The 13,951-nt window shown below is 60.5% G+C and carries 10 protein-coding genes and 6 tRNA genes; 4 read left to right on the plus strand and 12 right to left on the minus strand.

Features of this window, described 5'->3' with window-relative positions:
* The first annotated feature begins 109 nt into the window (after window positions 1-109).
* The 3 genes from E5E96_RS04005 to pbpG all read left to right on the plus strand — a co-directional run bounded on the left by E5E96_RS04005 (window position 110) and on the right by pbpG (window position 3,053).
* Window positions 110-1,402 carry a hemolysin family protein gene (locus E5E96_RS04005; protein WP_029302168.1) on the plus strand — a complete coding sequence of 431 codons (1,293 nt, stop codon included), beginning with the start codon at window positions 110-112 and terminating at the stop codon, window positions 1,400-1,402.
* A gap of 18 nt (window positions 1,403-1,420) precedes the next feature.
* A complete protein-coding gene (locus tag E5E96_RS04010) occupies window positions 1,421-2,086 on the plus strand; it encodes a DedA family protein (RefSeq protein WP_016352045.1) in 666 nt (221 codons plus the stop codon).
* A gap of 139 nt (window positions 2,087-2,225) precedes the next feature.
* The gene (gene pbpG, locus E5E96_RS04015) at window positions 2,226-3,053 is read left to right on the plus strand and encodes a D-alanyl-D-alanine endopeptidase (protein WP_011707427.1); all 828 of its coding nucleotides are present in this window, start codon (window positions 2,226-2,228) and stop codon (window positions 3,051-3,053) included.
* A 364-nt stretch (window positions 3,054-3,417) separates the two neighbouring features.
* Here pbpG and E5E96_RS04020 read toward each other — a convergent pair.
* The 12 genes from E5E96_RS04020 to pncC all read right to left on the minus strand — a co-directional run bounded on the left by E5E96_RS04020 (window position 3,418) and on the right by pncC (window position 11,110).
* Window positions 3,418-3,494: transfer RNA gene (locus E5E96_RS04020), tRNA-Arg, on the minus strand.
* Between the two features lie 28 nt (window positions 3,495-3,522).
* Window positions 3,523-3,599, minus strand: a tRNA-Arg gene (locus E5E96_RS04025).
* A 28-nt stretch (window positions 3,600-3,627) separates the two neighbouring features.
* Window positions 3,628-3,704, minus strand: a tRNA-Arg gene (locus E5E96_RS04030).
* Between the two features lie 26 nt (window positions 3,705-3,730).
* Window positions 3,731-3,807, minus strand: a tRNA-Arg gene (locus tag E5E96_RS04035).
* Between the two features lie 99 nt (window positions 3,808-3,906).
* Window positions 3,907-3,983, minus strand: a tRNA-Arg gene (locus tag E5E96_RS04040).
* 3 nt (window positions 3,984-3,986) lie between these two features.
* A tRNA-Ser gene (locus E5E96_RS04045) sits at window positions 3,987-4,079 on the minus strand.
* 214 nt (window positions 4,080-4,293) lie between these two features.
* On the minus strand, window positions 4,294-4,482 hold the full coding sequence (gene csrA / locus E5E96_RS04050; RefSeq protein WP_005305164.1) for a carbon storage regulator CsrA: 189 nt from the start codon (window positions 4,480-4,482) through the stop codon (window positions 4,294-4,296).
* A 93-nt stretch (window positions 4,483-4,575) separates the two neighbouring features.
* Window positions 4,576-5,823 carry an aspartate kinase gene (locus E5E96_RS04055; protein WP_171281604.1) on the minus strand — a complete coding sequence of 416 codons (1,248 nt, stop codon included), beginning with the start codon at window positions 5,821-5,823 and terminating at the stop codon, window positions 4,576-4,578.
* A gap of 16 nt (window positions 5,824-5,839) precedes the next feature.
* Entirely contained in the window at window positions 5,840-8,464 is a 2,625-nt protein-coding gene (alaS, locus tag E5E96_RS04060) for an alanine--tRNA ligase (protein ID WP_043127213.1), read from the minus strand.
* 468 nt (window positions 8,465-8,932) lie between these two features.
* Window positions 8,933-9,433, minus strand: a complete 501-nt coding sequence (locus E5E96_RS04065; protein WP_171281605.1) for a regulatory protein RecX — start codon at window positions 9,431-9,433, stop codon at window positions 8,933-8,935.
* 41 nt (window positions 9,434-9,474) lie between these two features.
* Window positions 9,475-10,539: a recombinase RecA gene (gene recA, locus E5E96_RS04070; protein WP_011707431.1), complete on the minus strand. Its 1,065-nt coding sequence runs from the start codon at window positions 10,537-10,539 to the stop codon at window positions 9,475-9,477.
* A gap of 79 nt (window positions 10,540-10,618) precedes the next feature.
* Entirely contained in the window at window positions 10,619-11,110 is a 492-nt protein-coding gene (pncC, locus tag E5E96_RS04075) for a nicotinamide-nucleotide amidase (RefSeq protein ID WP_016352049.1), read from the minus strand.
* Between the two features lie 234 nt (window positions 11,111-11,344).
* Here pncC and mutS point away from each other — a divergent pair, with 234 nt between their 5' ends.
* The gene (gene mutS, locus E5E96_RS04080; RefSeq protein ID WP_171281606.1) at window positions 11,345-13,927 is read left to right on the plus strand and encodes a DNA mismatch repair protein MutS; all 2,583 of its coding nucleotides are present in this window, start codon (window positions 11,345-11,347) and stop codon (window positions 13,925-13,927) included.
* Window positions 13,928-13,951 lie beyond the last annotated feature (24 nt).

The raw sequence follows: 13,951 nt of genomic DNA on the forward strand, positions 1-13,951 counted from the left end.
CGCTTCTTCATGCAAAATTAGCGAGCCAAATCACCCGCTTTCACAAGCGCATCGCCCCCAAATTCATTACACTGCCAGCGATCTTTTCTACTCGGAGTGCTGTTGCAGTATGGAAATATTGATCCTGTTTGGATTGATTTTGCTTAATGGCGTCTTCGCCATGTCGGAAATCGCCATCGTCACCGCGCGCAAGGCCCGCCTCAGCAAGATGGTCAGCGAAGGGAGCCGCTCTGCCGCCATCGCCCTCAAACTGAGTGAAGATCCGACCCATTTTCTCTCCGCGGTGCAGATCGGCATCACCAGTATCGGTCTGCTCAACGGTATCTACGGCGAATCCCTGCTGGCCCAGCCACTGGCGCTCTGGCTGCAGGAGTGGGGCATGGCCCCCAAGAGCAGCAGCCTGCTCGCAACCGTATTGGTCATCGTGGTGGTCACCTATCTCTCCATCGTCATCGGCGAACTGGTGCCCAAGCGGCTTGGCCAGCTCAGTGCCGAACGCATCGCCTGCTTGGTAGCCCGCCCCATGATGTGGCTGGCGGCGCTCACCCGCCCCTTCGTCTGGCTGCTGTCGGCTTCCACCAAGGCCAGCCTGCGCATCCTGCGCGTCAGCCAGGACGGTGGCGCCAACGTGACCCAGGAGGAGATCCACGCCATGCTGGTGGAAGGCTCCGAGGCCGGGATCATCGAGGATCATGAACACACCATGTTACGGAATGTGTTCCGCCTCGACGAGCGCAGCCTCTCGTCACTGATGGTGCCGCGCAGCGACATCCGCTATCTCGACCTCGCCCTGCCGCTGGAGGTGAACCTGCAGCGACTGGTGGAGTATCGCCACAGCTTCTTCCCGGTCTGTGACGGCAGCCTGTCGGAACTGGTGGGCATCATCAACGTCAGCAAGGTGCTGCACGCCTACATCAAGGGAGAGCCCATCGATCTGGCGGCGCTGACCCAGGATGGCAGCCTGCTGCCGGAGACCCTCAACGGCCTCGAGCTGCTCAACCACTTCCGTACCCACTCCGAGCACATGGTGCTGGTGGTGGACGAATATGGCGAGCTGCAGGGGCTGGTCACCCAGCAGGATCTGCTGGAGACCCTGGCCGGCGACTTCCAGCAGGAGGACGGCGACGACAACTGGGCATTCCAGCGCACCGACGGCAGCTGGCTGCTCGACGGCCTCATTCCGCTGCCTGAGCTGAAGGACTGTCTGGGACTGGTTCGGCTACCGGAAGAAGAAAAACATCACTATCACACCCTCGGAGGGCTTATCATGCTGCTCCTTGGCCGCGTTCCCCAGACCGGAGATCTGGTCACGCTGGAACAGTGGCAACTGGAAATTGTTGACATGGATGGTCTGCGCATCGACAAGGTGCTGGCCATGCCCTTGCTTGATCAACCCAGCTAACCTGCGGAGTTTGCAACTATGGAGCAGTTTTACCAACTGGCTCACGCCTTTATGCATCAGGATCTGGTGACGCTATCCGATCCCAAGATGGCCTTCATGGTCTGCGGCGTGTTATTGACGTTTCTGGTGCTGGAGAACGGCTTCATCCCCACCGCCTTTCTGCCCGGCGACAGCCTGTTGATCCTGACCGGCGTGCTCATCTATCAGGACGTGCTCTCCCTTGGGGTGATCCCGCTGCTGATCCTAGCCACCTTCGTCGGCACCTGGCTCGGCTACATGCAGGGGCGTTTCCTGGGTCATACCCAGCTCTACCACCGGCTGCTGTCCCATGTGGAAGAGAAGCACCAGCAGAAGGTGTACTACCTGCTGGACAAATACGGCATCGTGACCCTGATCACCGCCCGCTACATCGCCTTCGTGCGCACCGCCTACCCCTATATCGTCGGCGCGACCGAACTGCCGCAGGGGCGCTTTCTCATCGTCAATCTGGTCAGCTCCATCATGTGGATCTGCCCGCTGGTCGGCTTTGGCTACTTCCTGAGCCACACCAAGCTGGCGTCCGAGTATCAGTCCCAGTTCCTCAGCATCATTCTCTGCCTGCCGATCGTACTGCTGGTCGGCGGTCTCATCGCGCTGATCTGGCGCTGGCTGAGCAAACGCAAAGCCAGTGCGCCACGGGATTGAGACAAATACACAGGGCCATCGCAAGATGGCCCTTTTTTTAGCTAAATAATGGCGATTTACCCGCTGGCGCTCTTGTCAAGCGAGAGTAAAAATGAGTGAATCTAGCGCCTTTTTTTTCGACGTGAATGGAGTCGGTAGTATGCGGTGTCGGGTTAGCGCTATGGCGCTGGTTTATGCATTGGTTGGACTGCTGGGATTGCCAGCAGCATTGGCTGCCCCCAACCCGGCCAAACTGCAGCTGCAATCGAGCAGCGCGCTGGTGATGGATGTCGGTACGGGCAAGACCCTGTACCAGAAGAATGCCACCCGGGTGCGCCCCATCGCCTCGATCACCAAGCTGATGACGGCACTGGTGGTGCTGGATGCCCGCCAGGATCTCGGCCAGACCCTGACCATCGATCAGAACGACAGAGACGCCATCAAACACACCTATTCGCGGGTGCGCATGGGCACCCAGGTATCACGCCGCGATGCCCTGCACCTGGCACTGATGTCCTCCGAGAACCGCATGGCCTCGGCCCTGGCCCGTCACTATCCCGGTGGACGCCCCGCCTTCGTACGGGCCATGAACAACAAGGCCAAGCAGCTGGGCATGCGCAACAGCCGCTTCTATGACTCCACCGGCCTGTCGACTCGCAACGTCTCCACCGCCCAGGATCTGGCCAAGCTCATCGCCGCCGCCTATCGCCAGCCGTTGATCCGCGAGTTCACCCAGGACACCAGCAAGGACATGCGCTTTCGCACCCCTGCCTACAGCCTGATGTTCAACAACACCAACCCGCTGGTGAAGAACCCGGACTGGGATGTGCGCCTCTCCAAGACCGGCTTTACCGACGAGGCGGGCCGTTGCCTGCTGATGCGTGCCAAGCCGGACAACCGCGAGCTGGCCATCGTACTGCTCAACTCGGTGGGCAAACGCACCCCGGTCGGCGATGCCAACCGCATTCGCAAGTGGCTGAAAAGCTGATCCCGCTCCACGGGGATGAAAAAGGATGCTGCGGCATCCTTTTTTATTGCCCGCAAACCGCTTCTGCGCCCATCTGGGGACAGTAATCACAAAGGAGGATAAAGGATTGCCTCAGGCCAAAAGACGGCTATACGAGGTGATGGCGTGAGCATAAGGGGATTAGGAGATGGGCAATTGTACGCGACAGGGTAGCGCCTTATGCAGGCATAGGAGCCTTCGTCACGCTGTTGTTGGGCTGAGGGCAAGACGGATGACGGTTGTCGAGCCAAACGGGAGGATACCGCGAGCTGAGCCGTGTTAGCTCTCCTGGTGGCATAGTCATATAAAAAAACAGCCCCGACCGAGGTCGAGGCTGTCTTCTATATGGTGCGCCCGAGAGGATTCGAACCTCTGACCACCTGGTTCGTAGCCAGGTACTCTATCCAGCTGAGCTACGGGCGCTCATCAACTTTTGGTACTGCTTTCAATATGGTGCGCCCGAGAGGATTCGAACCTCTGACCACCTGGTTCGTAGCCAGGTACTCTATCCAGCTGAGCTACGGGCGCTCACAAACTTTTGGTACTGCTTTCAAAATGGTGCGCCCGAGAGGATTCGAACCTCTGACCACCTGGTTCGTAGCCAGGTACTCTATCCAGCTGAGCTACGGGCGCTCATAAACTTTTGATTTTGCTTTAAATGGTGCGCCCGAGAGGATTCGAACCTCTGACCACCTGGTTCGTAGCCAGGTACTCTATCCAGCTGAGCTACGGGCGCCCTGATTTAAAGCGATAAAAAAAGCTTACTCAACAGTAAGCCTTTTTCAGGTGTACCGGCTTGCTGATTGCCAGTACATGACTCATCGTGAGTCTAATATGGTGCGCCCGAGAGGATTCGAACCTCTGACCACCTGGTTCGTAGCCAGGTACTCTATCCAGCTGAGCTACGGGCGCAAATGGCGGAGAAGGGGGGATTCGAACCCCCGATGCGGGTATAAGCCGCATACTCCCTTAGCAGGGGAGCGCCTTCAGCCTCTCGGCCACCTCTCCGTTTGCGGGGCTGATAATACTTCACAGGGATTTTTAGTCAAACACTTTTTTGGAGAAAAAAGCGCGTTCGCTCAGCATTTGGTCAAAGCGTGGAATATTCAAGCAATATCGACACTTATCCCGCTCTTTTACTCCCTGCGACATGATTTTCAGCCCCCCAGAAAAACAAAAGGCGACACATGAGGTGTCGCCTTGTCACAGCCATTAACGCCGCTTAGAAGCCGGATTGGCCCGGAACTTTCTCGGCCTGGATGCGCTGGTAGATCTCTTCGCGGTGTACGGAGACCTCTTTCGGTGCGTTCACACCGATACGAACCTGATTGCCTTTTACGCCCAGTACGGTGACAGTCACTTCGTCACCAATCATCAGGGTTTCCCCTACACGACGAGTCAAAATAAGCATTCGCTTGCTCCTGTATCCTGTTTTGTATTTATATCGATATGCGACATTATCTTACAAAGATACCGATATGGTAAATGGTTGAAACTAAATCAATCAGGGATTGTTTCCCAAGGGCTGCTCATGAGGCTCCTGATCCAGCCCAAAAGCGGAGTGCAAGGCACGCACTGCCAGCTCCAGGTACTTCTCGTCAATCACCACGGATATCTTGATTTCAGAGGTGGAAATCAACTGCATGTTGATCCCCTCCTCGCCCAATACCTTGAACATGGTGCGGGCGACGCCAGGATGGTTCCACATCCCGACTCCGACGATGGAAACCTTGGCGATCTCACCGTTGCCCTGCACACAGGCGGCCCCCAGCTCGCTGGCGGTCTCCTCCAGCAGGGCGCGCGCCCGGCGATAGTCATCGCGATTCACCGTGAAGGTGAAGTCGGCGGTCCCATCGCCCAGCGTGTTCTGCACTATCATGTCGACATCAATGTTGGCGTCGCTGATCGGATTCAGGATCTGCGCGGCCACGGTGGGCCTGTCCGGCACACCCAGAATGGTCAGGCTCGCCTCGTTGCGATTGAACGCTATCCCGGATACCAGGGGAGCTTCCATCCTCTCACCTCCATATGTGATTAAGGTTCCCTCTCCATCGACAAAGCTCGACAGCACCCGCAGCGGTACGCGGTACTTGCCCGCGAACTCCACCGAACGGATCTGCAGCACCTTGGCGCCGAGACTGGCCATCTCCAGCATCTCCTCGAAGGTGATGGTATCGAGACGGCGCGCCTTGGGCTCGATGCGCGGATCCGTGGTATAGACCCCATCCACATCGGTAAAGATCTGGCATTCATCGGCCTTGATGGCCGCCGCCACGGCAACCGCCGTGGTGTCAGAGCCACCGCGCCCCAGCGTCGTGATGGCGTTATGCTCGTCACGCCCCTGGAAGCCGGCGATCACCACCACCTTGCCCGCGCCCAGTTCAGCCTGAACCTGCTCGATGTCAATGTGGGTGATGCGCGCCTTGCCATAGGCGGAATCGGTATGAATGCGAACCTGATCGCCGGTCATTGAGACCGCAGGACAACCGCGTTTGTTCAACGCGATCGCCAGCAGCGCTATGGTGACCTGTTCACCGGTGGAGACCAGCACATCCATCTCGCGCCGGTTGGCATCAGGATCCAGCTGCTGGGCCATGCCCAGCAACCGGTTGGTTTCGCCCGACATGGCGGAGACAACCACCACCACGTCATGTCCCTGGGCGCGGGTCTGCTCGACCCGCTCAGCTACCGCCTCGATCCGCTCCAGCGTGCCGACCGAGGTGCCGCCGTACTTCTGTACATAGAGTGCCACAGATCACCTCGCCCGATTACAGGCGCTCTTCCAGCCAGGAATGTACGGATTGCAGGGCTGCCGGCACCGCCTCGGGCTGGGTACCACCCGCCTGGGCCATGTCGGGACGACCACCGCCCTTGCCACCTACCTGCTGGGCGACCAGATTGACCAGCTCACCGGCCTTGACCTTGCCGGTCAGGTCGTTGGTGACGCCCGCGATCAGGTTAACCTTGCCCTCGCCACTGGTGGCCAGCAGCACGACACCAGACTTCATCTGGTTCTTCAGCTCGTCCAGCATGCCGCGCAGGGATTTCGGATCGGCCCCTTCCAGCGCTGCAACCAGCACCTTCTGACCCTTGATCTCGATAACCTGACCCAGCAGGTCATTACCGGCCTGAGCGGCCAGCTTGGCCTTGAGCTGCTCCAGCTCGCGCTCCATCATCTTGGCCTTGTCCAGTACCTGACGTACCTTGTCGGCGATGCAGAACTGGTCACCTTTCACCAGTGCGGCAGCTTCTTCGATCTGCTCGCCGACCTGATGCATGAAGTCGATGGCGGCCTTGCCGGTCACCGCTTCGATACGGCGCACACCGGCGGCGATGCCGCTCTCGGCGATGATCTTGAAGAAGCCGATGTCACCGGTGCGCTTCGCGTGGGTACCGCCGCACAGCTCGGTGGAGTAGTCGCCCATGCGCACCACGCGCACGTCGTCTTCGTATTTCTCGCCAAACAGCGCCATGGCGCCGGCCGACTTGGCGGCTTCCAGATCCATCAGCTGGGTGGTGATTTCGTGGTTGGCGCGGATCTGGTTGTTGACCAGCTCCTCGACCCGGCGAATGGTCGCCATGGTCATCCCCTCGAAGTGGGAGAAGTCAAAGCGCATGCGCTCGGCACCCACCAGAGAGCCTTTCTGGGTCACGTGCTCACCCAGCGCCTGACGCAGGGCAGCGTGCAGCAGGTGGGTCACGGAATGGTTCAGAGCGATGGCCTGGCGACGCTCGCCATCGACCACGGCTTCGACCTCGGCCCCTTTCTCCAGGGTGCCCAGCTCCATGTAGCCCTTGTGGATGATCGCCTTGCCCGCTTTGACGGTATCGGTCACGGCAAAGATGCCGTCGTCCACTTTCAGGGTACCGCTGTCGCCGATTTGGCCGCCGGACTCGGCGTAGAAGGGGGTCTGCTCCAGCACAATGACAGCTTCGTCACCGGCGATGAGACCGCTCACCTCGTCCACGCCCTTGTAGATGCCGACCACACGGGTGCGCTCGGTCAGGGTCTTGTAACCGGTGAAGGGGGTCTCGAAGTCGAGCTTGAGCATCTCGTTGTAGTTCACGCCGAAGCTGGAAGCCTCTTTGGCGCGAGCACGCTGCTTCTCCATCTCGGCCTTGAAGCCCTCTTCGTCGATGCCGATCTCGCGCTCGCGCACCACGTCGGCAGTCAGGTCGGCCGGGAAGCCGTAAGTGTCATACAGCTTGAACACCACCTCGCCCGGAATGACCTTGGCATCACCGAGATTGGCCAGCACGTCTTCCAGCAGCAGCAGACCTCTGTCCAGAGTGCGGACGAACTGCTCCTCTTCGATACGCAGCACGCGCTCGACCAGCGGCAGCTGGGCAATCAGCTCGGCCGCGACATCCTTCATCTGTGCCGCCAGCTCGGCTGCCAGTTTGTAGAAGAACACTTCGGTGGCACCCAGCTTGCGACCGTGACGCACGGCGCGGCGGATGATGCGACGCAGCACGTAGCCGCGACCTTCGTTGGACGGCATCACGCCATCTGCCACCAGGAAGGCGCAGGAGCGGATGTGGTCGGCGATGACGCGCAGGGACTGGTTGCTCAGGTCGGTGGTGCCGACGATCTCGGCCGCTTTCTTGATCAGCGCCTGGAAGATGTCAATTTCGTAGTTGGAGTGCACACCCTGCATGATGGCGGAGATACGCTCCAGACCCATGCCGGTATCCACGGACGGACGCGGCAGCGGTTCCATGGTACCGTCAGCCTGACGGTTGAACTGCATGAACACCACGTTCCAGATCTCGATGAAACGGTCGCCATCCTCTTCCGGTGAGCCGGGACGGCCACCCCAGATGTGATCGCCGTGGTCGTAGAAGATCTCGGTGCAAGGACCGCACGGACCGGTATCGCCCATCGCCCAGAAGTTGTCGGAAGCGTACGGTGCACCCTTGTTGTCACCGATGCGCACGATGCGATCGGCCGGCACACCGACCTCTTTTTCCCAGATGTCGAAAGCTTCATCGTCAGTCGCGTAGACGGTCACCAGCAGGCGCTCTTTCGGCAGTTGCAGCACCTCGGTCAGGAAACCCCATGCAAACTTGATGGCATCCTGCTTGAAGTAGTCGCCGAAGCTGAAGTTGCCCAGCATTTCGAAGAAGGTGTGGTGACGAGCGGTATAGCCGACGTTTTCCAGATCGTTGTGCTTACCACCGGCACGCACGCAACGCTGGGAAGTCGTCGCGCGATTGTAGGCACGCTTGTCTGCGCCAAGGAACACGTCCTTGAACTGGTTCATACCCGCGTTGGTAAACAACAGGGTCGGGTCGTTATGCGGTACCAGCGAGCTGGAGGAGACAACCTGGTGCCCCTGGGAACGGAAATACTCGAGAAACGCGGCGCGAATCTCTGACGTGGACATATACATGGAAAATCCTGCTTGATTCGAATACGGACTTTTAACCGCATTAATGTAAGTTTTCTGCGGGGTAAAGTAAAACGGACAGGGCCGCCACGGGTGAAAAAGCGCGCATAAATGGGGGCTGGGAGAAAAGGGAGACAAACCGGGGCGTTTTCAGCCATGCTTTGGGCCGATGGCAGCGGAAAATCGGCTTGTCACCGAGGAGCCTTCCACCGCGTCCGCCACCAGGATGCAAGTTGTTGAATCCACAGACGCCAGCGGTAAATGACATGCAATCATGTCCATAGCGGCGGGATAAGCGATACGGACAACCCGAGCAAAAGACATCCTGTGAAATGCAGAACTGCGCCATGACAATCTTGGCTGCTAGGTGTTTGGTATTTGGTGTTGGGGCTAGTTGGCAAGCGCGCCACCATCCCCCCTGCAGGTCATCAGCAGGCTGCGACGACTTGCAGGAGAGCAGAAACGGAGTGCTTACAGCTCGCGCTCCTGCAAGGCGCTCAACGCATAGCGTCCCTGCTCCTGGGTAAAGCCGCGCCCCAGCAGGTATTTGAGCCACTTCATCCGCAGCTTGAAATCGGCAAGGTCGGCCACGTTGGCTCGCCGCGCCAACAGCGCCAGGGCGAGTTCAAACCAGTCCAGCTCCGGCTGCTCGAAGGCGGCGTCAATCTGGTTGTCATCCAGCCCCTTGCGGCGCAGCTCGAAACGGATCTTGATGGGACCGTGCCCCTTGGCCGCCCCAGCTCTTACCGCCATGGCGCCATAGCGCTCGTCGTTGACCCAGTTGTAACCCCGGCAATAACCGACGACCGCCTCGATCACCTCTTCCTGATAGCCCTGCTGGCGCAGCCGTCTGGCCAGCTCGGACTCGGCGCTTTCCCGGCGAGCAAGACTGCGCATGGCAAAGGCGCGGGCCGCAGCCAATTGCTCTTCAAAGGTGAGTTCGACCGGTTTGTCAGCAGATTCATCAACCATAAATAACAAGGCCGGGTATCAACCCGGCCTTCCTCTGTTCCTTATTCGAACTCTTGTTCGCTTTCGGCATCGAACTCTTCTGCCTCAACCGGTGCAGCCTTGTCATCGACAGGTACGGCACCGGAGAGCAGCAGCTCGCGCAGACGGGCTTCTACTTCGCCAGCCATCGCCTTGTTCTCGGCGAACAGCTTCATGACGTTGGCCTTACCCTGACCGATCTTCTCCCCGTTGTAGCTGTACCAGGCACCGGCCTTGTCGATCAGCTTGTGCTTGACGCCCAGATCCACCAGTTCGCCCTCTTTGGAGATGCCGGCGCCATAGAAAATCTGGAACTCGGCCTGCTTGAAGGGCGGGGCCACCTTGTTCTTGACCACTTTGACGCGGGTTTCGTTACCGACCACTTCGTCACCTTCCTTGATGGCGCCGATGCGACGGATATCCAGACGCACGGAGGCGTAGAACTTGAGCGCGTTACCACCCGTGGTGGTCTCCGGGCTGCCGAACATGACGCCGATCTTCATCCGGATCTGGTTGATGAAGATGCACAGGCAGTTGGCGTTCTTGATGTTGGCGGTCAGTTTGCGCAGCGCCTGAGACATCAGACGGGCCTGCAGGCCGACGTGGGAATCACCCATCTCGCCTTCGATTTCCGCTTTCGGGGTCAGGGCTGCCACGGAGTCGACGATGATGACGTCAACGGCGTTGGAGCGCACCAGCATGTCGCAGATTTCCAGCGCCTGTTCACCAGTATCCGGCTGGGAGATCAGCAGGTCGTCGACGTTGACGCCCAGCTTGGCGGCATAGATGGGATCCAGCGCGTGCTCCGCATCGACGAAGGCACAGGTCTTGCCCTTCTTCTGCGCTTCGGCGATCACCTGAAGGGTCAGCGTGGTTTTACCGGAAGATTCCGGACCATAGATCTCGACGATACGACCGCACGGCAGGCCACCGATGCCCAGCGCCACGTCCAGGGAGAGGGAGCCGGTGGAGATGGCTTCGATATCCATGGTCTTGCTGTCGCCCAGACGCATGATGGAGCCTTTGCCAAACTGCTTTTCGATCTGACCCAGCGCAGCCGCCAGTGCCTTCTGTTTGTTCTGATCCATGCCAATCTCCGCTGGAAATCGTGAGTAAAAATGAAGTTGGGCTAAGTATACTGTCTATTCATACAGTATCAAGCCCAATTTATCTGAGCAGGGCCAACAGACCCGACAAGGCCTGTCTCACCGCCTGCTGGCGCACCTGCCGGCGATCCCCGTCGAAACGGGCCAGCAGGGAATGATGACGGCCAGATCGGTCCGCCCAGGCGAACCAGACGGTGCCGACCGGTTTGCCCGGTGTCGCGCCGCCAGGGCCGGCGATGCCGCTGATGGCGACACTGATGGCGGCAGAGGAGTGGGCCAGAGCACCGCGGGCCATCTCCAGCACCACCGCTTCGCTCACCGCGCCGTGCTGCTCAAGGCTCTCGCCGCTCACCCCCAGCATCTGCTGCTTGGCTTCGTTGGTGTAGGTGACAAAACCGCGGTCGAACCAGCCTGAGCTGCCCGCGATGTCGGTGATGGCCGTCGCCACCCCGCCACCGGTACAGGATTCGGCGGTCGCCGCCAGCCAACCACGCTGACCGAGGGCCTTACCCAGCTCGATGGCAAGGTGCTCTATCTCTGCATCCAGTTTCATCACGGCTCCTGCTGATTCGTTGAAGAGGCATATTATGCGATCCCGTCACTGCCGCCCGCAACCGCTGGGCAGACCCCCACCGACATCGATGTGCAGCACCAAGACCCGCTCAGCCAGAGACAACCCCGGAACCCGACCTCCCCCGCCGCGCTGCTTATGTGTAGAATGGCGCCATCAAGTTCAAGGCTCATCACCGCAGACACTGGCCCGCAGAGGCCCCTTCTGGAATCGCACATGACCGCACAACACCAAGCTACCGGCACCGCGCCCGGCGCCAATCTCAGCGCCCACACGCCCATGATGCAGCAATATCTGACCCTCAAGGCCGAGAACCCGGAGATCCTGCTGTTCTACCGGATGGGCGACTTCTACGAACTGTTCTATGACGATGCCCGCAAGGCCTCCCAGCTGCTCGACATATCCCTGACCAAGCGCGGCCAGTCGGCCGGTAGCCCCATCCCGATGGCAGGGGTGCCCTATCACGCCATCGAGGGTTATCTGGCCAAGCTGGTACAGCTCGGCGAATCGGCCGCCATCTGCGAACAGGTCGGGGATCCCGCCACCAGCAAGGGGCCGGTGGAACGCAAGGTCATTCGCATCATCACCCCGGGCACCGTCTCCGACGAGGCGCTGCTCAGCGAACGACAAGACAACCTGATCGCCGCCGTCTATCACGATGGCCGCCGCTTCGGCTATGGCACCATGGACATCGGCTCCGGCCGCTTCTTCATTAACCAGTTCGAGAAAGAAGAGACCCTGCTGGCGGAGCTGCAGCGCACCAACCCGGCCGAGCTGCTCTACCCCGAATCGTTCGCCTTCCTGCATCACGTTGAAGGTCGCCGTGGCCTGCGCCGCCGCCCCGAGTGGGAGTTTGAGCTGGGTACCGCCCGCAAGCTGTTGTGCCAACAGTTTGGCACCCAGGATCTGGTGGGCTTTGGCGTCGAGCAGAGCGAGACCGCCCTGTGCGCCGCCGGTTGCCTGATGCAATACGTGAAAGACACCCAGCGCACCGCCCTGCCCCACATTCGCAGCGTGCGCCTCGAACAGCCCGATCATGCGGTCATCATGGATGCCGCCACCCGCCGCAATCTGGAGCTGACCCAGAATCTGGCCGGCGGCCACGACAACACCCTCTCCGCCGTGCTGGACTGCACCGCTACCCCCATGGGCAGCCGCTTGCTCAAGCGCTGGATCCACCAGCCGATCCGCGACCGGGTGATCCTGAAAGGTCGCCAGAGCACCATCAAGGAGCTCATCGAGCAGAACCTCTATGACGAGCTGGGCGGCCTGTTGCGCCAGGTCGGCGATGTGGAGCGGGTGCTGGCGCGCCTGGCCCTGCGTTCGGCCCGTCCGCGCGATCTCACCCGCCTGCGTCAGGCCTTCGCCCAACTGCCTGAGCTGCAGCGCCTGCTGGCGGAGAGCGAGCACGAGGCGGTGCAGCAGCTGCGCGAACGCGCCAGCACCTTCCCCGAACTGCTCGACCTGCTGGAGCGCGCCGTGATGGAGGTGCCGCCGGTGCTGATCCGCGATGGCGGCGTCATCCGTGACGGCTTCAACCAGGAGCTGGACGAGCTGCGGGATCTGGCCAACGGCGCCACCGCCAGCCTGGCCCGCATCGAGGAGCGCGAGCGGCTGCTGACCGGTATCAACACCCTCAAGGTGGGCTACAACAAGGTGCACGGCTTCTACATCGAGGTGAGCCGCGCCAACAGCCACCTGGTGCCGGCCCACTACATCCGCCGTCAGACACTGAAAAACAACGAACGCTACATCATCGACGAGCTTAAAAAGTACGAGGACAAGGTGCTCACCGCCCAGGCTCAGGCGCTGGCGCTGGAAAAACGCCTCTACGAAGAGCTGCTCGATGCCCTGCTGCCCCACCTCGGCGATCTGCAGGAGTCCGCCGCCGCACTGGCGGAGCTGGACGTGCTGGCCAACCTGGCCGAGCGGGCCGAGACCCTGGACTACCGCTGCCCGACGCTCATCGACGAGGATCAGATCCTGATCGAGGCGGGCCGCCATCCGGTGGTGGAGCAGGTGATGACAGACCCCTTTATCGCCAACCCGATCCGGCTTGAGAGGGAGCGGCGAATGCTGATCATCACCGGCCCCAACATGGGCGGTAAATCCACCTACATGCGCCAGACCGCGCTGATCGTGCTGCTGGCCCATATCGGTGCCTTCGTGCCGGCCGACAGCGCCCGTATCGGCCCCATCGACCGCATCTTCACCCGTATCGGGGCATCGGATGACCTGGCATCGGGAAGATCCACCTTCATGGTGGAGATGACCGAGACCGCCAACATCCTCAACAACGCCACCGCCCGCAGTCTGGTGCTGATGGACGAGATAGGTCGCGGTACCAGTACCTATGACGGCCTCTCGCTGGCGTGGGCCTGCGCCGAACAGCTGGCAAGCAAGATCGGCGCCTACACCCTGTTCGCCACCCACTACTTCGAGCTGACCCGCTTGCCGGAGCTGATGAGCGGGCTGGCCAACGTCCACCTCGATGCGGTGGAACACGGTGACACCATCGCCTTTATGCACGCGGTGCAGGAGGGAGCGGCCAGCCGCTCCTACGGGCTGCAGGTAGCGGCGCTGGCGGGGGTGCCGAAATCGGTGATCCAGCAGGCCCGTCACAAACTGCACGAGCTGGAAAGCGCCACCCCGGTGGCCGCTGGCGAATCTCGCCCGGCCCCGGTGGCCATGGCGCCCCAGAGTCATCCGGTAGTCGATGAGCTGGAAGCGGTGCGCCCGGACGAGCTCACCCCGCGGCAGGCGCTGGATCTGCTCTATCGTCTCAAACAGATGCTGTGACCAGCGGCAGCTGATCAGCCATGA

Source organism: Aeromonas sp. 1805, from assembly GCF_013085525.1.
Taxonomy (GTDB): domain Bacteria; phylum Pseudomonadota; class Gammaproteobacteria; order Enterobacterales; family Aeromonadaceae; genus Aeromonas; species Aeromonas hydrophila.

Excerpts from the sequence above, each read along its gene's own strand:
- pbpG (WP_011707427.1), top strand. The coding sequence starts at position 2,226 with ATGCGGTGTCGGGTTAGCGCTATGGCGCTGGTTTATGCATTGGTTGGA.
- E5E96_RS04010 (WP_016352045.1), top strand. The coding sequence starts at position 1,421 with ATGGAGCAGTTTTACCAACTGGCTCACGCCTTTATGCATCAGGATCTG.
- csrA (WP_005305164.1), bottom strand. The coding sequence starts at position 4,482 with ATGCTTATTTTGACTCGTCGTGTAGGGGAAACCCTGATGATTGGTGAC.
- pncC (WP_016352049.1), bottom strand. The coding sequence starts at position 11,110 with ATGAAACTGGATGCAGAGATAGAGCACCTTGCCATCGAGCTGGGTAAG.
- alaS (WP_043127213.1), bottom strand. The coding sequence starts at position 8,464 with ATGTATATGTCCACGTCAGAGATTCGCGCCGCGTTTCTCGAGTATTTC.
- E5E96_RS04065 (WP_171281605.1), bottom strand. The coding sequence starts at position 9,433 with ATGGTTGATGAATCTGCTGACAAACCGGTCGAACTCACCTTTGAAGAG.
- recA (WP_011707431.1), bottom strand. The coding sequence starts at position 10,539 with ATGGATCAGAACAAACAGAAGGCACTGGCGGCTGCGCTGGGTCAGATC.
- E5E96_RS04005 (WP_029302168.1), top strand. The coding sequence starts at position 110 with ATGGAAATATTGATCCTGTTTGGATTGATTTTGCTTAATGGCGTCTTC.
- mutS (WP_171281606.1), top strand. The coding sequence starts at position 11,345 with ATGACCGCACAACACCAAGCTACCGGCACCGCGCCCGGCGCCAATCTC.